This is a genomic window from Agrobacterium tumefaciens str. B6 (assembly GCF_001541315.1).
Classification (GTDB): Bacteria; Pseudomonadota; Alphaproteobacteria; order Rhizobiales; family Rhizobiaceae; genus Agrobacterium; species Agrobacterium radiobacter.
On the sequence record NZ_LMVK01000023.1, the window covers coordinates 159,936 to 183,745 of the forward strand.

General features: G+C 60.2%; 17 protein-coding genes. 4 read left to right on the top strand and 13 right to left on the bottom strand.

The genetic code is table 11. The features are described from left to right. Window positions 1-80 precede the first annotated feature (80 nt). The gene (locus ASB65_RS16875) at window positions 81-1,433 is read right to left on the bottom strand and encodes an aspartate aminotransferase family protein (RefSeq protein WP_060724765.1); all 1,353 of its coding nucleotides are present in this window, start codon (window positions 1,431-1,433) and stop codon (window positions 81-83) included. Between the two features lie 36 nt (window positions 1,434-1,469). Beyond that, window positions 1,470-2,204, bottom strand: a complete 735-nt coding sequence (locus tag ASB65_RS16880; RefSeq protein ID WP_003506382.1) for an SDR family NAD(P)-dependent oxidoreductase — start codon at window positions 2,202-2,204, stop codon at window positions 1,470-1,472. 234 nt (window positions 2,205-2,438) lie between these two features. On the opposite strand from ASB65_RS16880, the gene ASB65_RS16885 reads away from it, so the two are divergent. Both ASB65_RS16885 and ASB65_RS16890 read left to right on the top strand, forming a co-directional pair. Next, on the top strand, window positions 2,439-4,085 hold the full coding sequence (locus ASB65_RS16885; protein ID WP_060724766.1) for a GNAT family N-acetyltransferase: 1,647 nt from the start codon (window positions 2,439-2,441) through the stop codon (window positions 4,083-4,085). Window positions 4,086-4,145: 60 nt separating this feature from the next. Then, window positions 4,146-5,300 carry an amidohydrolase gene (locus tag ASB65_RS16890; protein ID WP_060724767.1) on the top strand — a complete coding sequence of 385 codons (1,155 nt, stop codon included), beginning with the start codon at window positions 4,146-4,148 and terminating at the stop codon, window positions 5,298-5,300. Between the two features lie 28 nt (window positions 5,301-5,328). Here the strand turns inward: ASB65_RS16890 and ASB65_RS16895 are convergent, their stop codons facing one another. From ASB65_RS16895 to bcsN, 5 genes are all read right to left on the bottom strand, one after another. Further along, window positions 5,329-7,677 (bottom strand): tetratricopeptide repeat protein, encoded by a 2,349-nt coding sequence (locus ASB65_RS16895; RefSeq protein WP_060724768.1) that lies wholly within the window; start codon window positions 7,675-7,677, stop codon window positions 5,329-5,331. After that, window positions 7,668-8,723, bottom strand: coding sequence for a glycosyl hydrolase family 8 (locus tag ASB65_RS16900; RefSeq protein ID WP_060724769.1), 1,056 nt, complete (start codon window positions 8,721-8,723; stop codon window positions 7,668-7,670). Before ASB65_RS16900 ends, ASB65_RS16895 begins: the two co-directional genes overlap by 10 nt. Next, window positions 8,720-11,221, bottom strand: coding sequence for a cellulose biosynthesis cyclic di-GMP-binding regulatory protein BcsB (locus tag ASB65_RS16905; protein ID WP_060724770.1), 2,502 nt, complete (start codon window positions 11,219-11,221; stop codon window positions 8,720-8,722). The genes ASB65_RS16900 and ASB65_RS16905 overlap by 4 nt, the downstream gene beginning before the upstream one ends. After that, window positions 11,218-13,407 carry a UDP-forming cellulose synthase catalytic subunit gene (bcsA, locus tag ASB65_RS16910; RefSeq protein WP_060724771.1) on the bottom strand — a complete coding sequence of 730 codons (2,190 nt, stop codon included), beginning with the start codon at window positions 13,405-13,407 and terminating at the stop codon, window positions 11,218-11,220. The genes ASB65_RS16905 and bcsA overlap by 4 nt, the downstream gene beginning before the upstream one ends. Before the next feature lie 94 nt (window positions 13,408-13,501). Further along, window positions 13,502-14,401 (bottom strand): cellulose biosynthesis protein BcsN, encoded by a 900-nt coding sequence (gene bcsN / locus ASB65_RS16915; protein WP_060724978.1) that lies wholly within the window; start codon window positions 14,399-14,401, stop codon window positions 13,502-13,504. Between the two features lie 432 nt (window positions 14,402-14,833). Between bcsN and ASB65_RS16920 the strand changes: the two genes are divergently transcribed. After that, on the top strand, window positions 14,834-16,018 hold the full coding sequence (locus ASB65_RS16920; RefSeq protein WP_060724772.1) for an AGE family epimerase/isomerase: 1,185 nt from the start codon (window positions 14,834-14,836) through the stop codon (window positions 16,016-16,018). A 51-nt stretch (window positions 16,019-16,069) separates the two neighbouring features. Here ASB65_RS16920 and ASB65_RS16925 read toward each other — a convergent pair whose 3' ends face one another. Genes ASB65_RS16925 through ASB65_RS16945 form a run of 5 tightly spaced genes read right to left on the bottom strand, consistent with a single transcriptional unit; the run spans window position 16,070 to window position 21,505 of the window. Continuing rightward, the gene (locus ASB65_RS16925; protein ID WP_060724773.1) at window positions 16,070-17,032 is read right to left on the bottom strand and encodes a glycoside hydrolase family 26 protein; all 963 of its coding nucleotides are present in this window, start codon (window positions 17,030-17,032) and stop codon (window positions 16,070-16,072) included. A 13-nt stretch (window positions 17,033-17,045) separates the two neighbouring features. Beyond that, complete coding sequence (locus tag ASB65_RS16930; RefSeq protein WP_003506364.1) at window positions 17,046-17,549, bottom strand: DUF995 domain-containing protein; 504 nt, start codon at window positions 17,547-17,549, stop codon at window positions 17,046-17,048. 14 nt (window positions 17,550-17,563) lie between these two features. Beyond that, entirely contained in the window at window positions 17,564-19,501 is a 1,938-nt protein-coding gene (locus ASB65_RS16935; protein WP_060724774.1) for a glycosyltransferase family 2 protein, read from the bottom strand. Continuing rightward, entirely contained in the window at window positions 19,498-20,481 is a 984-nt protein-coding gene (gene galE, locus ASB65_RS16940) for a UDP-glucose 4-epimerase GalE (RefSeq protein ID WP_003506360.1), read from the bottom strand. Before galE ends, ASB65_RS16935 begins: the two co-directional genes overlap by 4 nt. Before the next feature lies 1 nt (window position 20,482). After that, window positions 20,483-21,505: a UDP-glucuronic acid decarboxylase family protein gene (locus ASB65_RS16945; RefSeq protein ID WP_060724775.1), complete on the bottom strand. Its 1,023-nt coding sequence runs from the start codon at window positions 21,503-21,505 to the stop codon at window positions 20,483-20,485. Window positions 21,506-21,899: 394 nt separating this feature from the next. On the opposite strand from ASB65_RS16945, the gene ASB65_RS16950 reads away from it, so the two are divergent. Further along, window positions 21,900-22,250: a hypothetical protein gene (locus ASB65_RS16950; protein ID WP_020011870.1), complete on the top strand. Its 351-nt coding sequence runs from the start codon at window positions 21,900-21,902 to the stop codon at window positions 22,248-22,250. 59 nt (window positions 22,251-22,309) lie between these two features. Here the strand turns inward: ASB65_RS16950 and ASB65_RS16955 are convergent, their stop codons facing one another. After that, window positions 22,310-23,083, bottom strand: coding sequence for a helix-turn-helix domain-containing protein (locus ASB65_RS16955; protein ID WP_020809646.1), 774 nt, complete (start codon window positions 23,081-23,083; stop codon window positions 22,310-22,312). Window positions 23,084-23,810: the final 727 nt, after the last annotated feature.

Consider the following 23,810-nt stretch of genomic DNA (forward strand, 5'->3'; position numbering starts at 1 on the left):
CGGGCAGGCAACTACAGAAAGCCCGGAGCATCTTGCGATACTCCGGGCTTTTCCGTTGCGGAATTGCAAACTGTGCAGTGTCAGCCTTTCGCGGCCAATGCCTTATCGAGACCGCGCTTCACACCGGCAAACAGCTCGTCCAGCTGCTCGGCAGTGATGATCAGCGGCGGGCAGAAGCAGATGGCTTCACCGATCGGCCGGGTGATGACGCCTTCGCTCTCGATGGCCGCAGCCAGCGTGAGCGTGGTATCACCCGCCTTCATGCCCTCCCATGGCTTTACCTCCAGCGCGCCGATCAGGCCGATACCGCGCGAGGAATGAATAAGCGGGTGGTCGGCAAGCGCGTTCAGATGATCGAGGAACTTTCCTTCCAGTCGGGCGACATTACCGACAAGGTCGCGCTCCTGAATGATCTTCAGGTTTTCCAGCCCCACAGCCGTTGCGACCGGATGGCCAGAGGCGGTGTAACCGTGGCCGAAGGAGCCGATACGATCGGATTCATCGGCAATCGGCTGGTAGAAACTGTCATTCATGATGATCGCCGAAAGCGGCATGTAGGACGACGAAATCTGCTTGGAGACGACAAGCACGTCCGGCTTGATGTCATAGGTCTCGCAGGCGAACATCTTGCCGGTTCGGCCGAAACCGCAGATCACCTCGTCCACGACAAGCAGAATATCGTATTTCTTCAGTATCGCCTGCACACCCTCCCAATAACCTTCAGGCGGCAGGAGAACGCCGCCGGCGCCCATCACCGGCTCGCCCCAGAAGGCGGCGATGGTCTCGGGACCTTCCCGCAGGATCAGATCCTCCAATTCCCCAAGGATACGTGCGGTGAACTCCGCTTCGCTTTCGCCATCCTTGCCGAAATGCACATAGGAAGGGCAGGCCGTGTGCAGCATGCGGTCCAGCGGCAGATCGAAGCTTTCATGGTTGCGCGGCAGGCCGGTGATCGAGGCCGAGGCGATGGTCACGCCGTGATAACCCTTGATGCGGCCAATGATCTTCTTCTTGTCCTTCTCGCCCAGGGCGTTCGAGCGATACCAGACCATCTTGGCAACGAGATCGTTGGCTTCGGAGCCGGAGGAGGTGAAGTGCACCTTGGACATCGGCACCGGCGAAAGCTCGATCAGCAACTCGGCGAGATCGACGGACGGGCCGTGCGTCTTGTAGGAAAAGGTGTGGTAATAGGGCAGCTTCTGCATCTGCTTCGTCGCCGCTTCCACCAGCCGCTTTTCACCGAAACCGAGCGCCACCGACCAGAGCCCCGCCATCGCCTCGATATAGCGCTTGCCGCTGCTGTCGGTCACATAGATGCCTTCGCCGCTCTCGATCACCAGACCGCCGGTCTTTTCGAATTTGCGCAGATTGACGTTCGGATGCATCTGATAGGCGATATCGCGTGCCTCGACGGAATTCGGCAGGATGGTCATCGATAAGGGCTCCATTTTCGGTTGATGGTCGGCGTGTCAGACGTGCTGGCCGCCGTTGATGTGAATTTCCGCGCCGTTGATGTAGCTCGACTGTTCCGAGCAGAGGAAATAGATGGTCTGCGCCACCTCGGCCGTGGTGCCGAGCCGCCCGAGCGGCACCTGCGCGTCCACCAGTTCCGCCGTTCCGGGGGAGAGGATGGCGGTGTTGATCTCACCCGGCGCAATGGCGTTGGCGCGCACGCCACGCGGGCCGAACTCATGCGCAAGTTCGCGCGTCAGCGCCGCGAGCGCCGCCTTCGATGTGGCGTAGGCCACGCCCGCAAAAGGATGCACACGTGAGCCCACAATCGATGTGACGTTGACGATGGAGCCCTTCGCCTCCTCAAGTTCCGGCAAAAGCGCGCGGGCAAGCAGCGCCGTCGAAACGAGATTGACGTTCAGCACCCGCGTCCAGATATCCGCCGTCGTATCCTTCACACCGAGACGACTTCCGCCTTCACCCTTGGGCGAAATTCCGGCATTGTTGACAAGCGCCGCAAGCTTTCCCTCCGGCAGGCGTGAACGCACCTCGTCCGCCAGAGCGTCAATGCGGGACAAGTCCTCCAGATCAGCCTGAATATGGCTCTCCCGTGCAGACGGCCAACGGCATTCCTCGGAAAAGGGTTGCCGCGATACGGTGAGAATCCTCCAGCCCTTTTCCTGAAACAGCTTGACGGTGGCATGCCCTATTCCGCGGCTGGCGCCGGTCAGAAGCATATAAGGAACAGCCATATGAGAACTCCTGTGCCATGCGGACCGTTGAGCCGGCCGCGCATTCAGCCCCGCATGTTAGAGCGCTGCCATCGGCTGACAAGGTCTTTTTTGTCGCGGCGCAGCGATGGCGGATCGGCGACGGGCTAATCCCATTTGATGTACGGCTTTCACCCGAAGGGAATATTTGAAGCCGACCGTTTCCCCATAAAATGAAGCCTCCCGAATGTGTGATCAGTATTGGGAGGGGGACGAATGCGCATCGATATCATCGACACGGACGCCGGCTTCGAGGCGATCCGCGAAAACTGGGATGCGGTGTTCATGGCCGATCCCCATGCCCGGCATTTCCTCTCCTGGGGATGGCTCAGGGATTATATGCCGCGCCGCAGGCGCTGGTTCATCCTTGCGCTGCGCGAACGGCCGGAAGGCTCGCCCTATGTGGCGTTTTTCCCGTTGCGCATCGTCACCGAACCGGACAAGAAAACCGGCCGCTTCCATGATAGCATCGTCATGGCAGGCAATGCGGCAGCGGATTACACCGGCTTCATCACCCTGCCGGACTATGAAAATCACGCCGTTGCCGGTTTCTGCTCCTATATACGCCAGCAGAACTGGACAGAACTGAAACTCGATTATCTCGCCGGCCCGCCGGAGCGTCGCGACGCAATGATCCGCGCGCTTCAGGGTCCGCTCGTCATGTTCCGCGACAACATGCCGACCAACCCCTACAACATCAACAATTGCATCTGCCCGGTGGTGGCCCTGCCGGAGACGTTCGATAGCTATCTCGACAGCCATATGAGCAGCCAGACCCGGCAAAAGCTCCGACGTTTCCTGAGAAAGGTCGAAGGCGGCGATGAATATAGCATCACCTTCGCGACGAGAGAGACGATCAGGCGGGATATGGATATCCTGTTCGATTTCTGGCGCATCCGCTGGGCGCCGCACAAGGGCAAGGAGCGTACGGAACTCCTGATCGGCGCGACACGACAAATGTTGATGGATGTCTATATCCGCGGCGATCTGGAAGTACCGGTCCTCTGGTTCGGCGACCAGCCGTTGGGGGCACTCGCCAATATCATCGACCGCCAGAAGAAGTCGGTCCTGTTCTATATCACCGGCCGCGACGAGAACTGGAAGACCCCTTCCCCCGGCCTCGTGCTGCATGGCCACTGCATCCGCCGGGCGATCGAGCAGGGTTTCAGGACCTATGATTTCCTGCGCGGCAACGAGCCTTACAAATATTTCTTCGGGCCGGAGGAGCAGAAGCTGAGCTGCACGCTGTTCCGCACCCGCTCGGGCGAAAATCTCGGCGGCACGCTTCACCCCCGCAGCATCCGTTTTGTCTACGAACAGGCGCTCAAACTCTACAAGAGCGGCCAGAAGGCGGCCGCCAATATCGCCTTCGGGCAGGTGCTTGCCGCAGCACCTGACCATCTCGGCGCGCAATTCGGGCTCGCCAATCTGTCGTTCGACCGGGGTGAATTCCGGGAGGCCGAGATCGCCTTTCTCAGCCTTCTGGCCGCTGGCCAGGAACCCGTCGTCCTGTGGCTTCGCATCGGCGAGGCCCGGCTGGCGCAGCAGTACTACCACGAGGCATCCGAGGCCTTCCGCCAGGTAACCAATCGCGCACCCTTCCACCGGGAAGCGCTTTATAAATGCGCGGTGGCGCTGATTGCCGCCGAAAGAACGGTGGAAGGCGCTGAAATCCTCGACAGGCTGCAGCATTATCATTCCGACGATGCGGCGCATCTGGAATATGCAGAAAAAGCCCGTGCAGCTCTTGCCCGGCTGGAACTGGCAAAAACAAAGGTACCGCTGCCGTCAGATATCGTCACCCTCGCTACCAAGCCGAAAACGGCGGGCAAACGCTGGCACCCGCCAAAAGTTTTGCATTAAAGGCAACGCCCTGTAAGTTGCGGCTGGAAAAACCGGCCGGACGACTTGCAAGGATTTTTGATGTTTCTGACCAACAAGGACATGCTCGATCTCGTTGAGCTTCGCCATGATCTGCACCGTCATCCGGAAATCTCCGGCGAAGAAAAGGAAACAGCGCGGCGCATCCGCACTTTCCTGAAGCAGGCGCAGCCCGACCAGCTTTTTGCGGATCTCGGCGGCCATGGTGTCGCCGCGGTTTATGACAGCGGCAAAAGCGGTCCGGCGATCCTGATCCGTTCGGAGCTCGATGCTCTGCCCATTCACGAAAAGAGTGAGGCCGAATACCGCTCCGGCACCGATGGGAAGGGCCATCTTTGTGGCCATGACGGCCATTCCACCATTCTGACGGCGCTGGCGCTCGGCCTTTCCCGGCAGCGCCCGGAGACCGGCCGCGTGATCCTTCTGTACCAGCCGGCGGAAGAAACCGGTGCGGGCGCCGCCGCCGTGCTCGCCGACCCGCGCTTCGAACACATAAAGCCGGACTACTCCTTTTCACTCCACAACCTGCCGGGCCTGCCTTTCGCCCATGTCAGCGTCGTGGAGGGACCGGTCAACTGCGCGTCGCGTGGTGTGAAAATCCGCCTTTCCGGCAAGACCGCGCATGCTTCCTCGCCCGAACACGGCATTTCCCCCATGCGGGCCATCTCTCAGCTAATGCCGGCCTTGGCCGAACTCGGCTCCGGTTTCCCGCCTGAGCCTGATTTTTCGATGGTGACGATCACCCATGCCGTTATGGGTGAAGCCGCTTTCGGCATTTCTCCGGCCGATGCGGAAATCTGGGCGACGCTGCGGACACTGACCGACGACCGGATGGAAAAACTCTGCGAGGCTGCGGAGTCATTGGCGAGAAAGGTTGCAGCCGAGCAGAAGCTGGCACTCGACATCACCTATGACGATATTTTCCTCCATTGCGAAAATGCGCCCGACGCGGTCGAGCATATCCGGCAAGCGCTGGACGAGGAGAAAATCTCCCACGGTTCGGAAGGGCTGCCCATGCGGGCTTCCGAGGATTTCGGCCGTTTTCGCGCCGTTTCGTCTTCGGCCATGTTCTTCCTCGGTGCAGGCAGGGACTACCCCAACCTGCACAATCCCGATTACGATTTTCCGGACGCGCTGGTCGGCATCGGAGCACGCATCTTCATGCGTATCATCTGCAACCTCACCGACGTGAAATAAGCGGCCACCGGCGTCACGCCGGCCTGCCTCAGCCGCCGCCCTGCGGGCCGTTACTCGGACGAGCGGCGCGCACGGCAGCCAGGCCCTTGATCCCATCCTGATTTCCGATGGCTGTCAGGCTTTCGAAAATCTGTGCCGCTTCGCCGTAACGGCGCATGGCGAGGTAGGAATAACCACGCAGCACCATCAGGTCCGTGCGCTCATCCGCCAGCCGTGCCCGCTGGTCGAGCAGGAGAAGCGTTTCGGCATAACGCTTCGACTGGAAGGCAGAAACCGCGCGGTCAGCAAGGATCGAGACCTGCAGCTCCGTCGCGCGCGGGCGGTCCATGCTCGATTTCGTCGCCGAACCGGCGGCGTGGTCCGTCAAGCCCATACGCAGATAAGCAAGGCTCTGGCCATAGGCTGCGTCGCTTTTAACTGCTGACTGACCGCCTTCAAGCGCGGCTTCGAAGGCTTTCAGCGCCTCCGCCGGCCGGTTCGTCTCCATCAGGCACCAGCCGAGATCGAGCGCCTGCTGCGGCGGCAGACGCTGCGGATCGGGATAGGCCGCGCAGGAGCGTGGGCGCGATGCGGCGCTGGCTTCCCTTTGCACCTGCACCGGTCGGCGCGCCTGCTTGCGTGCGGGTTCCGGCTGCTGGACGACAGGCGGGGCATATACCACCGCCGTCTCGGCCTGCGGCACATAGGCCGATACGGGCGCCGTCGCCTGTGGGGCAGTGGACGGCGCGGTTATGGGGGCAACCGTCTGCCCGGACTGATCCACCATGCGCGCCGTTCCCACATCGGCGATCCGCTGGGAGCGGCTTGCCCATTGCTGCTGGATGCCACGCAGACCGGCGAGATTGCGAAGATCGTGATAGCTGACGGCCATGCCGTAGGCAGACGGCTCATCATCGGGCTTCCAGCCAAGAGCCGTGCTGAACCATTGCAACGCAAGCGGGGTCTGCCGGAAGGCGAGCGAGTACCAGCCAAATTGCTGCGCGGGGGCCGCATCCTTGCGCGCCACCGTTTCGACGGCAATGCGTTGCAACACATCCGGCGGCAGCACGACCGGCGGCTGCAGCGCAAGAAGATTGGCCGTTGCGGCAAGATAGGTCGCAAGCGCATCGTCGGAAGCCATGCGCCATTTATACATGACGTCCTCGGCCTCGCGCGGCTCGTTACGGTCGATCAGCGCCAGCGCCAACCCTTGAGAGGCGGACGCGCTGTCTTCCTCTTCCCGCGCCTTGCGGAACCACTTTTCCGCCTCTGTCATGTTCTTCTGGCGGATATTGTACCAGCCGAGCAACAGGGCGTCGCTCGCAAGCTTGTCGGTTTCGGCAAGCCGCTCAAGCCGCATCACATAGGCGGAGGGAACGGTGATGCGCTCTTTTTCGCCCTCTTTCACTTTTTCCCCGGCCTTGGCTACAAACTGGCGGGCGAGATCGTTCTTCACCGGTTCGAATTCCAGTTGGCCGTCTGCGCCAGGTTTTTCCTTGGCCAGCAGATCGTCCATCATTTCCGCCGGCAGAAGCGCGGATGCCTTCTGCACCGTGGCGAGCCTGTCGCTTGCGGTGGTGCAATTGTCGAGAATGTAGAGATAGGCGTCGCGTGCCCGTCCCATCCGGTCGGTATTGGCGAAGGCGTCGGCCACCCGCCACAGAACATCGACTTCGCTGCAGGTCAGCAGGCCGGGATTGTTGGCCGCCGTATCCACCACCGTCGCATATTGCTTGAGATCGGAGGCATTGACGAGCCGCTGGCGCGCTTCGGCCAAGGTGAGCATGCCCGTCAGATTGTCGGGCGGCTGCCAGCCGGGGTCCGCCTGCTGGCGGTCGGCCACCGCCTTTCTCACCTCGGCATAACGGCCGTCGGTATAGAGCTGCCACATGGCATCGAGCCGCGGATCGCCGTTTTCGGGAATGGCGAGAGGATCGGCCGGCGGCGTCCAGTTGGGATAAAGCGTGCGAAGACGCGCGATTTCAGCCTGAAGGCGCTGGGTATCGCCTCTCGCCGCAAAATAGCGTAGCGCGCTGAGATCGACTTCGGGCATGCTGCCCGATGTGGGCTGGGGCGTACGAGGGGCCGGTGCCTGCGCCGTCTGTGTTTGCGGTGCTTGCCCGCCGGCCTGCGTCACCGGCAAAGGATCGGTCGCCGGCACCGTTACCGGCGGTGTCGCGGGCTGAGTCACCTGCGCCATCTCGCGGTTTTTGACGAAAGCGTTGATCTGGGCCGGATTGGCTGCCGGCGAAATGCGCTGCACGGCGCGGTTATCACCGACCGCCGAGGTATGCACGTCCGAAACCCGCCCGAGAATGCTGTCGCGCCAGTGGAAGGCGGCGAGCGCAATCAGAAGCAGGATGAGAGCCGAGGTCGACAATGGCTTGTTCATCGGCATTCCCCGTTATTCCTTGCCAGAAACGACAATGCCAGAAGATGCAATGTGGAAGGATAATAAAGTGTTGGCTGAAAGTTTTTAAGTTCGGCGGGAATGGCCGCCCCCCCGCTGACGCAGCCGGCGAGCGCCGGAATGATACGATAGCCGGGATCGGACAGGACATCCTTGACCTCGCCACTCTTCAGGTCGAAGGGTCCGGCAGCGCCGCTTTCCAGCGTCATACCGGGTTTCAGACGGGAAAGCAGATCCGGCGAGCCCATCTTCGCCATTGCAAGATAAAGCGGAATACGCACCGCATTATAACCGAATTCCGGCGGAAAACCCGACGCCGGCTGCGGCTTCGTCTTCACAGACACCCAATCGGCCGGCAGTTTTCTATCGCTGAAAGCGAAGGCGCCGATCTGCGCCACGCCATCATCGGCAAGCGCTTTCCAGAGCGGCGATGGCGCGACGAGATTGAGGACCGGAAACGCCTCGAAAATCAGATAGGAAGGATTGACCACTGGCCCGTCCTCCCGGTCGCCCTCGTCAAAACCGCTGGCAGCCGGCAGAAGCAGCACCCGCCCGCCACGTTGTACCACCGTCTTCTTGAGAACGGCGGATGCGATGGCCGCGGATGCTTCGGCATAATCCTGACGGTTCCATTGCCCGGCCGCCAGCGCCAGCGCATAGGCGATCAGAATATCGCCATCCGTGGCATTGTTGATATCAGTGACATGCGGCTTGGTGCGCGGATCCCATTTCCAGGCGGAAAGCCCGTCATCACGCACCAGCAGCTCGGTACGTGTGAAACTCCAGATCAATTCGAAGTCGGACAGGTTGTCTGCAAGCACGGCAAGCCACATGCCGTAGCCCTGCCCTTCGCTGTGGCTGATATTGCCGTTGCCGGTATCGATGATACGACCACCGGAATCCAGAAATGCACCCTTATAGGTCGACCACGCTTCCGGTGAGACCGAAGCGGCGCAGCTGACCGAAATACCTGCAAACACCGCCATCACGGACACGAGGAGAATGCCGGCCAGTTTCGAGATCCCGTTCTTCATCGATGCCGCCCCATCATGCGCAGCATCGTGAAAGTGGCGAGGCCGAGGAGAGACACGAAACCGATGAATGCCAGCGAATAGGAAAGCACATTGGATGACAGCCAGTTGGCGGCAACCAGCCTCCAGTTGGAAAGGGAAAACGCCCGCGTGACGTAAAAATACGGCCGCTCCACTTCCACCGTTTCGAGCTTTTCGGCAGCGGCATCGTAGGCGGCGACACGACCCGTGACACCGCGCCAGCGGTTTTCCCGCGTCATCGCCGCCATGCCGTCAAGAAGTTCCGCTGATGTCGGTGCCGTGGCAAGCGTCCACACCCCCTGGCCGGAGGGGCTGAGTCCCTGCGCCAGCATGAAGGAGACATTGCCGGGTGGCGCATAAGGCTGCTCGGCCGCCGGCAGGAAGCGCAGCGTATCCGAGCTCAGGTCGAAATTCCGCTTCATCCACTCCTCGAGAGACGACACCTGCCCCTCCCAGACACCGCCATCCACCCGTTCCCGCCAGTCGTTGAAGAGGGTTTCGCTGCTCTGCGCGGGCGGCTGAACGCCGGTTCCCATTTTCCAGGATATCTGGCTGGACGGAACGAGATTGAACTGGCCGATCAATGCCTGCGGGAATTGCGAAATCGTTCCGACGAACAGCGCGTCGCGGTCGCCGATCACCAGCGGCGATGCGACAGTCTCGATGTTGATGGGATGCCCCGCCACGCTTGCCAGCCGGCTGATCAGCGTCGCTGCCGCAGACATGGTGTCAGTGTCAAAACGGTCGAGCGACAGTGCAACAGGAGTTCCGCCGGTCCGATAGGGCTGTCCGGCGCCCGCCATCGCGGCGAGGTCGGGCTTGCGGCCGATCTGTGCATAGTCCGGAATATGAAGTCCAGACGTGTCGAACACCGCAAACCGCGGGGTCGTGCGGGCGGGCGCGCCCGGCGCACAGGCCTGATCCTGCGCCGTCATCAGCACCGCCCCGATGGTTACCTTGTTGGGCCCCGGCTTGAAATGACGCATCGTCACATTGATCGGCAGATGCCGGAAAATGCCGCCGCCATTGGTGGAAATCGGCACGGGCGAGGCGATCTCGTCATTGACGTAGATATCGATATGGCTGCCCGGCAGTACCTGCGACGAATAGGCGGCGTCGAGCAGAAGCGACGCCTCACCATAGGCCGAGGCATAAAAATCGGCGGGCATGCCCACGTAAAACTCATTGCGGAAACGCCGGCCGCCAAATTCGGTGCTTTCGAGGCCAAGTTCGGAAAGCGCGATACGGCGGTCCGACATCACAAGCGGCACATCGGGCGCATGCCAGCTGCGGGTCGAAAAGGTCGTTCTCTGCGCCCCGGGCGTACGCGATATCGAGGAAAACAGCGTCTCTATTGCCGCCTGAACCGCCTGCGGGGTGGGGCCGCTGACGAAAAGCGGCGAAAGACCACCAGGTGCTGCGGCGCCAAAGCCGGCAAAGGCGCCCGCCGACGCCTCGGGCGGCAGCGTACCGACTATCCCGGCAATCTCACGGGCGGTTCCGACGAGGACCGTCAGCGTGCCTGCCTTGCGTTCTGTGGAAGGCGCGGCCACGAAACGGATCGCCTGGTTCGGCATCTGGGTTCTGAGCGCCAGCGCCTGTGAAAGACGCAGGAGAGAATCCGCAAACGCCGGATTGCCCAGTGCCGGCGCGACAATCTCGATCGACGTCATCGCCTTGCCATCCGGCCCCGTTGCCTGAATATCGTCGATATTGGCAAAGCTTCCTGCGACATCGGCATTAAAGCCGATATAGGTGCTCGCAGGGTCGACATCGGTCCACAGATCATAGGTGGACTGGATCGTGCAATCGGTTCTGTGGCGTTGCTGCACGCCCAGTCTCACGACATTTGAACCAACCTGCAGGACGCCGGGCGGAATCTTCAAGGAGACATTGCCCTCGCTGTCGGGCGCTTCGATACGCGCCGGATCCAGTGGGACATTGTTCAGACTGACCTGAAAATTCGAGCTTTCCGGCGCGACCACAATGGCGTTCTGATAGCCGATATTGAGCGAAACGGCGGCATTCACCTGCTCCGGCGTCAGATAAACGCTCCATTGCCGGCGGTCGATCTCACCGGAAAGGCTGAGCTTTTCATAGGGCAGAATGTATCGGCGGCGGCTGTCGGCGCTGAGCGGCAAGGCCTGCGCCGGAACCGGCCTTGCGCCTTCCTGACGCGGAGGAGCCGAAACCGGCGGCGGCAACGGAACGGCTGGGCGTTGTTGCTGCTGCGGCGCGGGCTGAACCGAAAAGGGCGGCGTGGCGGATGGCTGAGACGGCGTTGGGGCCGGCTTCTGGGCAGGAGGCTGCTGGCGCGGTACGGCAGGCGGAATGGTGGACGGCGGTACGGGTGTCGGAGCAGTTTGGGCGGGCCGTTCCGGCGACATGTCGAAGGGGGAGGACTGCGCCATCGCGCCCGTCGCAACGGCCCCCCATACCAGCACTGCCAGAGAATCCCGGATGGATTTACGGCCGGTCATTTTACGGCTCCGACAGGTTTGGCGTCTTTGGGAGCGGGCCGAAGCGTCCGGACCAGATAATAGAGGCCACGCTGCGTCTGGAAGAGCGAGATGGCCAGGAAGATCGCCGTGCCGCGGATAAGGCCGGGGTTCTTGCGGCGCACCCGCTGAAACTCGCTCCACTGTTCCGAATTGGCGAAAATCAGGTCCGCGATCAGGCGGTGATCGACGGCGCGCTGCGGCGAGAAGGTGCAACCGATCGAGACGAAACCCTCGCCCTTGACCGTCCGCACCACGTTGACAGGCATGGTTTCCGGCACACCCTCACTATGCGGCTTGACCTTCACGATGGCCGTCGCGCCTTTTTCGATATTCGTCGCGCTATCGAAGAGATTGATCAGCAGCCCGTGCACCGACACGTTATCGATGGACGCTGGCACCCAGGCGTCGCTGCCCTCAAGCTTGACCTCGCAACGCCGTTTGACCGTGATGCGCCGCGATGCCGACTTGTCGCCGCGCTCGGAAACGACACCGAGCGCGCAGCCCGCAAAGATGAGGTTGAGCAGGTTCCAGCCGCCAACCACGAGCGTGACATCCGCCTTGTAGGGTTCGCTGTAGATGCGCCATACGGCAAAGGCCATCGCCACCACCAGTAGCGCGAAAATGACGAAGAACGGCCGGCTGATTTCCGAAAGCCGCGCCTCGGCAATGGATTCATCTTTCGCCGTCACCTTGAAGGTGGGCTTGCCGGGGTTGAAGATCACCGAAACCACGGCGGGCAGAAGGTGAACCGTCTGCACATATTCGTAAAGCTCAGAAATCCACGGCCAGCGGAAGCTGCCATAGAGATAGTTCTGCATCATCAGGTTCACGAGCATATAGGCCGCCGTATAGGCCAGGAACTCGCCGCCCGAGGCCACGAAAATCTGCAGGTCGAAGAACAGGTAGAAGAGCGGCGCGAACAGGAAGATCGTGCGCGGAAACGGAAACAACCAGAACAGCGTCGATGACATATAGCAGAGACGCTGCGTAAACGAGAGACCGCGCCGGAACAGCGGCTGGCGGAAGATCAGGATCTGCATCATGCCCTGCGCCCAGCGGCTGCGCTGGCCGATGAAGCTTGCGAAGGTGGCGGGTTGCAGGCCGGCGATCAGCGGCTTGTCGACATAGATGCTGTTCCAGCCGCGCGAATGCAGCGCGAGCGCCGTTTCGCAATCTTCCGTGATGCTGACGCCGCTGAAACCTTCCGTATCCTGCAGCGCCTCGCGCCGCAGCACGGCGGCGGAACCGCAGAAGAAAGCGCCGTTCCATTTGTCGAGACCGCGCTGGATGATGCCGTAGAACATCTCGTTTTCGCTCGGCATCGTCTCGAAGGTGCGCAGGTTGCGCTCGATTGGATCGGGATTGACGAAGAAATGCGGCGTCTGCACCAGGAAAAGCCGGGGGTCCTCTTCGAAATATCCCACCGTCTCCAGCAGGAAGTCGCGGGCGGGTGCGTGGTCGGCGTCGAACACGGTCACAAGCTCGCCGGTCGAATGGGCAAGACCGTTATTGAGATTTCCGGCCTTGGCATGGACGTTGCGCTCGCGCGTCAGGTAACGCACGTCGAGATCTTCACAGAGCTTCTTCAACTCTTCATGGCGGCGCTGCGCCGCCTGCGCCTCGACAATATTGCTGGCATTGCGCTTCTGCACCGACCCGCCGTCGTCCAGCAGCCATACGGTGAAACGGTCAGAGGGATAGTCCATGTTCTTGGCCGCCGCCAGCGTATTGGCGAGAAGTTCAGCATCCTCGTTGTAGCTCGGAACGAAGACATCGACCGTCGGCCGGTAATCGGGCGAACCGGGCCGCGTCTTGCGCGACGGCAGCGGCATCGACACGATGACAAGGCTGAGGCCCAGCATCACGACGCTGTACATCTCCGCCAGATAAAGCAGAAAACCGGGGATGAAGTTTTCGAGCTGGTTGACGGGCGGCAGCGTGCTCGTGGTACGCCAGTAGACATAACGCAGAACGATGGCGGTGCCGAAACCGAGCGCGACCAGGCGCCACGCGCCCTGCCCGTTGAAGCTCTTGATCGTTGCCAGAAGGATGAGCGAGATCGCGGTCGCCACCAGATGCGTCTGCAGGCTGACCGGCATCGTGACGATGGCCAGAACGCAAAGCGACACAAGCAACCAGACAATGACTGTGATGGCCTTGTTCATCCAGAAACTTTCCGTTCTCGTCCCCATCCGGAATTTCGGCCCGGAAATTTTGCGATATGCGCCTCGGCGCTTCCTTCTCCGCTGGTTCCGACGATCACCTGCATCCTGGTGACGCTCCCGAACCGGACAGACAAGCTGGCGAGGGAATGGACACCTGCGGCACCTGCGACGGTTGCCGGCTGCTTTCCACCGGCCCGCCATCCATCCGCCTGCCCGCCACCGAAGGTCGAACAGGCTGGACCGGCGAACCCGCCGATGTTGGCGATGGGATATTGACTGCAGCAACGGGTGGCAGCGGCTGTGGTTCCGGCTGCGCGGGTATGACGGCCGCCACGCGGCGGACTGGCCGGACGGGCACACTGGCGGTCACTTCGCCGCCCGGCCGCATCGGCACATCCTCCGCCTTCATGGGATAGACCGGGCTTCCGGGTCGCCCGAGGTTCTGATCGACGGCCCGCGGCGTGCCGTAGGGGTTCCAGCTTGGCGAGGCATAGGTGCCGGTAATGGTGTAATTATACATGACCGCCAGCAGCCGCTCGACGCTTGCGCCCGATTGGCAAAGGCGCAGCCGCACCTTGATGCGTCCGAGATTGCGGAAATCCTGCCGCATGCTTTCCGGCGAGCGTATGTCCTGCCAGCCATAAAGGCAGCTATCGTCGCCGCGGCCGTGGCCGGCGGCATAGGAAAACGCACCATAACCGTTCTGCAGGTAATTTGCCGACATGGCTATGTTTTCGCCCGGAAACTCGGCGCGGATTTCCCGCGCGACGGAAGATGCCCGGAAACCGGAAAAAGCCAGGGCGTCGCCACCGGTATCGCCGGCCTGTTGCGGGCCGAAAAACTCCGCCTTGATGTAGTTCTGCCCGGGGGTCGCCGCCTCAGAGCGCAAAATGACCTGCTGCGCCACGGCGTTGGAATAGGTTCGGTTGACCACGGTGACGATTTCGGGACCGCCGGGAGGGGGGAAAACCAGCGCCTCGGAAGGAGATGCCATCTGCGCGCCGCCGAACGACCGAACGCCCGCGGGAGTATTGCAGCCCGAAAGAACCGCAACGGAGAACAGCAATGAAGTATAGGCAGAAAATTTCACTGCCTTGCGCCCCTTTGTTTCCCCAACGCCGCCCAGGTTAAAAGGAGACCGAATCACTAATGACCAGACCATTGCTACGAAATACGTGAGGACTACGAATAAGCAATCTCAAATTTGCGTTGTAATTTCTGACACTTTATGACTCGCGAATCGCCGTTGCGGCCCTCATCTCCCACGAAAGAAGGGGAACTAATGACGCCGCCAGGGGCTGGCGTCCTGTCAGGCCGATAATTTTACGGTTGCAGCGCAATATGTCCCATGGTCTACTTGCGTCTATTATTACGTATTTTTATTGGTCAAATTTTTAATTCAACTGTAAAAACAGAGAGTTACCATATGACAGTGCAATTTCCGAGCATCGCGCAGACGCTTGCCGAAGAGATCGGAACATTGCGCAAATGGCTGGATAAAGACGCCCTGCCCCTGTGGTGGGAGGCGGGTTCGGCCCGCCCGGATGGCGGCTTTTACGCGCGTCTCGGCCAGGATGCGAAGCCGGTTTTTTCCGCTGACCGCCGCGCCCGCGTGCAGCCGCGTCAGGCCTATTGTTTTGCCGCCGCCGGCCAGCACGGATGGCAGGGGCCGTGGAAAGATGCGCTCCTGCACGGTCTCTTCTGGTTCGAGAAGGTTTATCGCCTTGAAAACGGCCTTTACGGCAACCTTGCCGACCAGACCGGCAGGCTGATCGACCCCTCCTTCGATCTTTACAATCAGGCCTTTGCGCTTTTCGCCGCCGCACAGACGGCCGCCAGCCTTCCCGAGCGCAGGGACGAGATGCGCGGCCGGGCGCTCGATATTCTTGCCATCCTCGAGCGCGACTACAGACATCCCATTGCGGGCTTCGAGGAAGAAAACCCGCCGCGCGCACCGCTCTGCTCCAATCCGCATATGCATCTTTTCGAGGCGATGTTGGCCTGGGAGCAGCAGGACCCGCAAGGCCCATGGTCGGCGCTTGCCGATGAGATTGCCGGTCTGGCGCTAACCCGCTTCATCGATAGCGGCAATGGCGGGCTGCGCGAGTTCTTCGCCCATGACTGGACACCCCACGACAGCGACAAGGGCCGGATCATGGAGCCGGGCCACCAGTTCGAATGGGCATGGCTTCTGGTGCGCTGGGGCAGCCTGCGCGGAAACGATGAAGCGATCGACAAGGCAAAACGCCTGTTCCAGATCGGCGAAGAGCACGGCATCTGCCCGCGCCGCAAGGTGGCGGTGATGAGCCTCTACGACGATTTTTCGGTGCATGACGGGCTGGCGCGGTTATGGCCGCAGACGGAATGGCTGAAGGCTTCGGTGCGGCTGGCGAGCGTCACGAACGGCGAGGAACGGCAGCGTTACCTTGCCTCCGGTCTCAGCGCCATCGGCGCGCTGCAGCCTTTCCTCGACACGCCGGTCAAGGGTCTCTGGTTCGACAAATGGCCGGCCGACAGGCCGATGCTCGACGAGCCGGCGCCGGCAAGCACCTTTTATCACATCGTCTGCGCCATCTATGAGGCCGAGGCCGTGCTGGCGACGGCTAACTAGCATCGGACCACCGGACGAGCGACATCGCCGCTCGCCGGTTTTCGACGTCGATCAGGCCTTGGCCGGGCGCACGACGCGCCAGTCCGGTCTGCCGAGATTGTGCGGCCAGGAATGAACATCCTTGTCGTTGAAATAGACGACCTCTTCCAGCTTTGGAAAATCCGCCTGTTTCAGCGTCACGTCGTTCATCCACGGACGAACATAGGAATCGCCGCCTTCATAACCCAGTTCGGCAACCCAGACCGGCTTGTTGAAGGTTTCGACAAGTCCATAGCCCTTGCGCAGCAGATCGGTGAAGGTCTTCGGTCCGCCATATTCGATCTTGTCGTACTCCTCGAGACCGAAGACCGAAAGGCCGACCAGATCGGCGTAACTATCACCGGGGTAGTAGGCCTGCAGACCCTCCAGACCTTTCGGTGACCACATCACCTTGACGCTGGGAACCGCCTTGCGGGTCATGTCCACCATGCGTTTATACGCCGTGATGTAATCACGCGGGTTCCAGCCCGACCACGAGAAGCGGCCGGACGTGTCTTCCATTTCCTGCCCCCAGCGCAGGATCAGCGGGCTTTTCATCGCCGACATGCGCGCGGCGATCGCCTGCATGTTCTGGTCATAGTCACCTCTCATCACCTTGCGGCGCAACTCGTCGGAGGTGAGCCGCCAGTTAACGTCCCAGGACCAGGGTTCGACCGTGATCAACACGTTGCGCTTGCGCTCCAGAGCGTAGGCATCCGCAAGTGCAAGACTGTCGAGATCCACGTCTTCCCAGGGCAGGAACAGATGTTCCGACGCCACCCCGGTCTGGGCCGTGAAATCGCCGTGCGGATCGTAGGCACCGAAACGGATACCGTCCGCATGCAATGTCGGTCTTTTGTCGGCAAGTGTCTTCATGCCCGTCGACGTCATGGGGGCGACACCCTGTGCGTCGAGCTTGAGCACCGGATACATACCGGCGGTAAAGGCTGCGGCGGCACCACCTGCGAACAGAAGTTTTCTTCTTGTTATCTGCATGACACCTTACTCCCTACCTTGTTGCCGTCATCGCCTTGTCGTAAGCGGCGATCTGCGGCGTGACATCGTCCTTGCGGACGAGTTTGAGGAACTCATCGCCAGGGCGCGGTGGGTTGTGCCGGAACACGTACCATGGCCCGCCCTGCTTGCGCTGGTAGAGCACCTTGCCAATGCGGCCATGGTCGAAGCAGGTATCGGCCTTGCCGTTTCCTGCCGCGCTTTTCCAGGTGGCGCGCATGCACAGGGTGCCATTGGCATCGACGGTCCAGCGGCCTTCACCGATGGACTTCTTGCCCTTTTCTTCCGTTGCGGCGACGAATTTGCGGCCATCGGCAATGAAGCGTCCGCCGCCCGTTTCCCATTTCCAGGTCTTGTCGAAGTACATGTCCACGACTTCGCTGGTTCTGAGCGGTTTCGGCGTCTTCGTGCCGCCTGCAGCGTGGACGGCGCTTGGCACGACCACCGCAAGACAGAGTACGAAAGCGGAGAATCCGCATTTGCTTATTGTTGTTTTCATCACAGCCTCCTCCTTCATTGTCCGACCCTATTGTCGGCCAGCATGATCTCTCCGGTTGTCACCGCCGGCGGCGGCACCACCATGGGTTCCGCCTGCATTTCCTGCGGTCCACGCAGTCCCGGCACGGCGATGCGCAGTTTCAGACGTACCGATCTGGCACCCTCCACGCCCGCGCCGGCGACCGTGAACCGCGTTTCAGTGAAACTGACATAGGGTTGCCCGTGCGACAGGGCTTCCAGCCCGCCGATCGCATGGGAGCTGAGTTCTGCGGCACTCCCCGCCACCAGCAGCAGCGAACAGGCAGCAGCGGTCGCTCCCCCACGCAATGCCGGCAGCCTTGGCACCCCGTTTTCCATCGCATGGCGGATGAGCAGAAACACCGAAAGGCCCGCATAGATCGCCACATTGAGGGCGGCGAAGACGAAGAAGCCCTCCGCCCCGTTTTCACGCGGCGCCAGAACCATGGCCACAAGGCTGAGCGCTGCCAGAAGAATGTAAGGCGCGACTACCCTCAGCGGCAGCGGCGGTTTTGCCTGCGTGCCCTTCGGTGTGATGCGGAAATCGACGAAATCGCCACGGATCGTGTCGCGTATTGCCGCCAACACACCCATCAGCGACCAGGGCCAGCGCAGGAACAGAAACACTATAGCTTCCCAGCTGAAGAGCTTCGCATCATGCGGACGGAATGCGCCCGTGGCACGCCAGAAGAACGCAAAGACGATCATGATCAGCGAAACCGGCAGGAAATGCGCCAGGAACGCCGGATAGGACGCGTTGACCAGCACATCACCGCGCATCAGCGCAACGGCGGGAAGCACGAACATCAGCGCCATGAAGCCGGAAAACAGGGGATACCAGAGCTGCGAAAACAGGAACTGGAACTTCAGCCGCGGCGACAGCTTCGGCACATAGTGCCGCGAATATTGCAGCAGAATGGTCATAAGGCTACGCGACCACTGAAACTCCTGCACGATGAGATCGGCAAACGTCACCGGTCCGTCGCCATGGGCGATGGCGTTGACGGCGTGAACACCGCGCCAGCCTCCGGCATTCATCAGAAGCGTGGTGGAATGATCCTCGGCAAGCTCCGGCCCCAGGCCGCCCACTTCACGCAGGGCCTTCGTGCGCACGGCGTAGTGCGAGCCGATGCAGAGCGGCGCCCAACCATTATTGTAACCCAGCTGCAGCGCGCCATGCAGGCTCGCCTCGGCATATAGCCTGCCGCGCGCCGCCCAGCTTTCACCGGCATTGGCATCGCAAATGCTCGGGGCCGAAACATATCCCACCTTCGGATCAGCAAAGGGACGGATGATCTCGCTCAGATAATCCGGTTCCGGCACATGATCCGCATCGAACTGCGCGACGAAATCATAACGCCCATACCCGTAATGGTCGTAGAAATAGGCAAGATTGCCCTCCTTGCAGCGCGTGCGCCGAGGCCAGCTCTTGCGATGATACTCGGCGACACCCTGTCGGGTGGAAACGAAAACGCCGTGCGCGCCACACCATTTCAGCGTTTCCGCATCCGGAGCCTCATCGGCAAGCCACACGTCGAACTCCAGGCCCTTCTGCTCCAGCATCGCGAGCAGCGTCTTCTTCACCACAGCGAAAGGTTCCGACGGCGCCTTGGTGACGACCATCGCCACCCTGCCCCGTGGCAGAGGGGAGCGCCGGTCGACGACCCTTGCGTTGAGAAAGATGAAGATGAAATAGGACGGCAGAAGCGTGATCCACGCGAGCGTGATCGTGACGACGGTATAATAGGGCCAGTCGATGACGCGATCGCGATCAAGCCACCAGATCCAGAAATAGGCGAGCGTCACCATCCATCCGCCGATGCCGAGAAGATAGGCCATGCGGTTCCAGCCGGCAAAGACCGGCAGCATCCGCAGATCGCTGGTGACTGCGACGGCGCGGGCCGAGGGAACGGAAGGGGTTGAACGCGCTTTCATGACCGCACCTCCAGTCCGAAACCGGGACCGGCCGTCCGGATGATGGTATCGATATCCGAACGCTTCGGGATAAAGCCGAGCATCTCTTCCGCACGCTTTATATCCGCAAACAGGGCTGGCGGATCGCCGGCACGCCTCGCACCGAAATGAACCGGCACTTCCTGCCCCGTCACGCGGTGGATCGCCCGGATGATGTCACCGACGGATGTGCCGTGACCGGAGCCGAGATTGACGCGCAACGTCTCGCCACCCTCGGCAAGATAGTTGACGGCGGCGACATGGGCATCGGCCAGGTCGCTGACATGGATATAATCGCGAATGCAGGTGCCGTCGCTGGTGTCGTAATCCGCCCCGAAGACATCCAGTTGCGGCAGCCGTGCGGCAGCCGCCATCAGCGCCCGCGGGATCAGATGGGTTTCAGGCTCATGCCGTTCGTAAAGCTCACCGTCCGGATCGGCACCGGCGGCATTGAAGTAACGCAGGGCAACGAACCGCAGACCATAGGCCGCAGCATAATCATCAAGCGCCATTTCGAATATCAGCTTGGTGCGCCCGTAAGGGTTGACCGGCATTTGTGCCGTTTCCTCGCGGATCGGCAATTGCGGCGGAACGCCATAGGTGGCGCAGCTGGAAGAAAACACCAGCCCGCCGATATTCTGGTCGAGACAGGCATCCAGGAGCGCCAGGCTGCCGCCGACATTGTTGCGGTAATATTTGCGCGGATCTTCGACGGATTCGCCGACATAGGCATTGGCGGCGCAATGAATGACGAAGGCCGGCGAGAATTCCCTGAGCGTGGCCTTCAGGAGACCACGATCCAGAATATCCCCCTCGATGAAGGGACCCCAGCGGACAGAATCCGCGTGACCCGTCGAGAGATTGTCATAAGCGATGGGCTTGAAGCCGGATTGGGCCAGCGCCTTGCAGATGTGGCTGCCTATGAATCCGGCCCCGCCCGTGACGAGGATTGTGCGGGGCATCTCATACGGCCTCCGCTACAGTCTTGCCTGCCAGCAGTGCATCGAAATAGACGATGGTTTTTTCCAGGCCGATTTCGAGCGGCACGCGCGGCTGCCATCTCAACAGTTCCTTTGCCCGCGAAATATCGGGGCGACGCTGCTGCGGATCATCGATCGCGGCGGGCAGATGCACGATGCGCGACCGGGAACCCGTCATGCGGATGACGATATCGGCGAGCTGCCGCACCGGAATTTCCGTCGGGTTGCCGAGATTGATCGGCCCGGTGCAATCCTTCGGCTTGGCCGAGAAGCGCAGGAAACCGTCGATCAGGTCATCGACATAGCAGAAGGAACGGGTCTGGCTGCCATCGCCGTAAATGGTGATGTCAGCGCCCTTCAACGCCTGGACGATGAAGTTCGAAACCACACGTCCGTCATCCGGGCGCATACGCGGCCCATAGGTGTTGAAGATGCGTCCCACCTTGATATCGACACCGAAGCTACGGTGATAATCGAAAAACAGCGTTTCGGCGCTGCGTTTCCCTTCATCGTAACAAGCTCGCGGCCCGATTGTATTTACATTGCCGAAATAGGTTTCCGGCTGCGGATTGACGTGCGGATCGCCGTAGACTTCCGAGGTCGACGACTGCACTACGGTTGCACCGCATCTGCGCGCTACCTCGAGCACGTTGACGGCGCCAAGCACATTGGTGAGCAGCGTGCCGACGGGATCGCGCTGATAATCTGGCGGTGAGGCCGGTGAGGCGAAGTTGAAGATCAGCGAGACATCGATGTCATAGGGTTTGCGCACATCGTGTTCGACTAGCAAAAAACGCTTATTGTCCCGCAAATGCGCCACATTCGCAGTGCGCCCGGTCGAGAGATCGTCGAGACAGATCACCTCGTGACCGCAACTCAGCAGGCGTTCGCAAAGATGGGAACCGAGAAAACCGGCGCCGCCATTGACGAGAACACGTTGGCCAGGCCTCCACTCGGAGTAGATGGTGACGCCGTTGTCATTTTCGTTGGGAACGAAATTACGCATTACACACTCCTCCCCATGATGAATCAGCGCAGCTGATTCAACTAAACTGGATCAAACTCCCGATTGTACGATATCTTGAATATCACCTTCCGGTTTTTACTTATTCTGGATGTTTTAATATTTCGATTCGATAAATTTCAACTTTCATGATAGGCGTGGCAGAAAACTGGTCAACTTAATTTCATCAAAATATTACAATTGATTACCCAAAATTACTCAAAATATCCTCTTGATTTAATACTTTTTAACTACGCCTCCATTATGCCTTTCTTATTGAGCATTAGCGCAAGCTTCGCTCAACCAGTCGGGGCTATCCTGGTTTTGTAAGGCTCGGTCCACCGGGAACAAAACCGCCCGGCGAGATGCGACAGACAGTCGATTTCAGGGGACACACATGATGAATGAAATGCCTTATTCCCATGGCGGCAAAGCAGCCCGCCATTGTCGTTTTGCGCTTGTTGCCGCAGCACTTGTAACTTTCACTTTCGCGACGGCTTCATGCTCAGTGGTCGAAGACGCCGTTCTCATCAAGACCGCGTCGGCCAATACCGCCACGATCAACAGCCGGGTTGCTCCGGCGAAGGCGTCCTACGGTTATCAAAAAACCGGCAACGCAGCCGTTACGCTTGTTGCCGATGCCTCGGGCACACCCGCGGCATCGCGGCAGTCCTATTCGGGTTCTTCTCCCTATATCTGCTCACCGAGCGGATTCGGGCAGAAATCCCGCTGCTTCCTGAGGCCCTGAGCCTCCTGGAGAGAAACCGGAGGGAACTGGCGTCCGGACGGCTCTAGCCGCCCCGACGCTCAGTTCTTCCAGCCGCCGGAGAAGGTCGTGTCTTCGTCTTTGTTGAAGAAGCGCGACGCCGCCTCCGTGCGGTTGCGCACGTTCATTTTCTTATAGATATTGCGAACGTGAACCTTGACAGTGTTCTCGGACAGATGCAGCCGATCAGCGATGATCTTGTTTTGCGTCCCCTTGCAAAGCAGGTCGAGGATTTGCACCTCGCGCGTCGTCAGCGCGGCCACGTCACCCCTGCTCGCAGCAAGGGCATCGGCGCGGTTGGCGATCACGGCATTGCTTTGAACGCTCTTGCCGTTGATGGAAGGCGAATAGGGCGTGAGCTTGCCCAGAAGAGCTGCGGGAAAATGTTCCCCGCCCTTCATAAGCAGATCGACGGCCGCCATAAAGACATCGAGCCTGAGATTGAGCGGCAGCACGCCATCAATGACGCGCATTCCCACCAGCCTTTTCAGCGGCTCTTCGAATTTGTCGATGGTTTCGACGACGAGCGCGATCGGCGCATCGGGATGCTTTTCCCGAACCTCCGAAAGAACGGCATGAAGGCGCTCACCGGACATCCGGTAAGGCAAAACCAACCGCACATTGTTACCGTAATCGTCCTCGATCCCCCCTGACGAGGTTATACTCACCACCGCGAATGTAGGGAACTTTTTGCCCAGCGCCTCCATGAGGCACTCGGAAAACAGGTCCGGATCCGCGATGACCAATAAAGTTCCATTTATAGGAGCAACGGCGTTTTTTTGTTTTGCCGCATAATCTGAAGTTCCCATGAACATTGACGCCTCCCTAAAGCGCTTACGCATTACGTTCTTTTGGTTGTGCAGTCTGTTGTCCGCCGGGTATCTTTCTCCCTCGATCTTTAGGGACGATTCCCCGCCTCAGGTCATGTCAATTATTATTAATCACCCGTTAATTAACACACGCTAATACGAAAAGCTTTGTAAATAAATGGCCCAAACGGGTTATTTTTTACAATTGACATACAAAATTGGTTACGCAGAGATAGAATCACTCATCCGGTAACCGCCGCAAAAACAAACACGTCGGAAAAGCTTTCGCTGTGGTTTTGCAATCCGGGAAAATATAACTTTTAGTTGATGTCACTTTACATAGCTCACCGGCGAAGGCCCCCCGGAGCTGTGCCTTTTCGGGATAATGGCCTTTTCCCACCGAAATAAACCATGTTTTTCGAAAAGCAGTGTTTCTCCCGGCGCTGCGGCATTTTTCTATGGCCAAACCGGCAAACGGACCGCCGGCCCACCACTCGTGACATATATATTCGGGATAAGCGCCGATGTGTTTAGCCCGAATTGATATCTAGGAAGCGCAATTTTTCTGCGGCACAGTCTGACCGTCGCTGAACGGCGGCCGATGGAAAGACACCTCCGGCCTTGACGTGTGTTTGAAAACGCCGGTTCCTTTTCAAGAAATATGCCAAGCGAAAAAGACGAAGCCACCGCGCTCCCCATCGGAGCGAGGAACGGATTTGTGCGCCGTTTTACC

Coding starts and splice junctions, on each gene's coding strand:
- ASB65_RS16945 (WP_060724775.1), bottom strand. CDS start 21,505: ATGCGTAATTTCGTTCCCAACGAAAATGACAACGGCGTCACCATCTAC.
- ASB65_RS16875 (WP_060724765.1), bottom strand. CDS start 1,433: ATGACCATCCTGCCGAATTCCGTCGAGGCACGCGATATCGCCTATCAG.
- ASB65_RS16885 (WP_060724766.1), top strand. CDS start 2,439: ATGCGCATCGATATCATCGACACGGACGCCGGCTTCGAGGCGATCCGC.
- ASB65_RS16890 (WP_060724767.1), top strand. CDS start 4,146: ATGTTTCTGACCAACAAGGACATGCTCGATCTCGTTGAGCTTCGCCAT.
- galE (WP_003506360.1), bottom strand. CDS start 20,481: ATGCCCCGCACAATCCTCGTCACGGGCGGGGCCGGATTCATAGGCAGC.
- ASB65_RS16900 (WP_060724769.1), bottom strand. CDS start 8,723: ATGAAGAACGGGATCTCGAAACTGGCCGGCATTCTCCTCGTGTCCGTG.
- ASB65_RS16895 (WP_060724768.1), bottom strand. CDS start 7,677: ATGCCGATGAACAAGCCATTGTCGACCTCGGCTCTCATCCTGCTTCTG.
- bcsA (WP_060724771.1), bottom strand. CDS start 13,407: ATGAACAAGGCCATCACAGTCATTGTCTGGTTGCTTGTGTCGCTTTGC.
- ASB65_RS16935 (WP_060724774.1), bottom strand. CDS start 19,501: ATGAAAGCGCGTTCAACCCCTTCCGTTCCCTCGGCCCGCGCCGTCGCA.
- ASB65_RS16905 (WP_060724770.1), bottom strand. CDS start 11,221: ATGACCGGCCGTAAATCCATCCGGGATTCTCTGGCAGTGCTGGTATGG.
- ASB65_RS16950 (WP_020011870.1), top strand. CDS start 21,900: ATGATGAATGAAATGCCTTATTCCCATGGCGGCAAAGCAGCCCGCCAT.
- ASB65_RS16925 (WP_060724773.1), bottom strand. CDS start 17,032: ATGCAGATAACAAGAAGAAAACTTCTGTTCGCAGGTGGTGCCGCCGCA.
- ASB65_RS16880 (WP_003506382.1), bottom strand. CDS start 2,204: ATGGCTGTTCCTTATATGCTTCTGACCGGCGCCAGCCGCGGAATAGGG.
- ASB65_RS16930 (WP_003506364.1), bottom strand. CDS start 17,549: ATGAAAACAACAATAAGCAAATGCGGATTCTCCGCTTTCGTACTCTGT.
- ASB65_RS16955 (WP_020809646.1), bottom strand. CDS start 23,083: ATGTTCATGGGAACTTCAGATTATGCGGCAAAACAAAAAAACGCCGTT.
- bcsN (WP_060724978.1), bottom strand. CDS start 14,401: ATGGCATCTCCTTCCGAGGCGCTGGTTTTCCCCCCTCCCGGCGGTCCC.
- ASB65_RS16920 (WP_060724772.1), top strand. CDS start 14,834: ATGACAGTGCAATTTCCGAGCATCGCGCAGACGCTTGCCGAAGAGATC.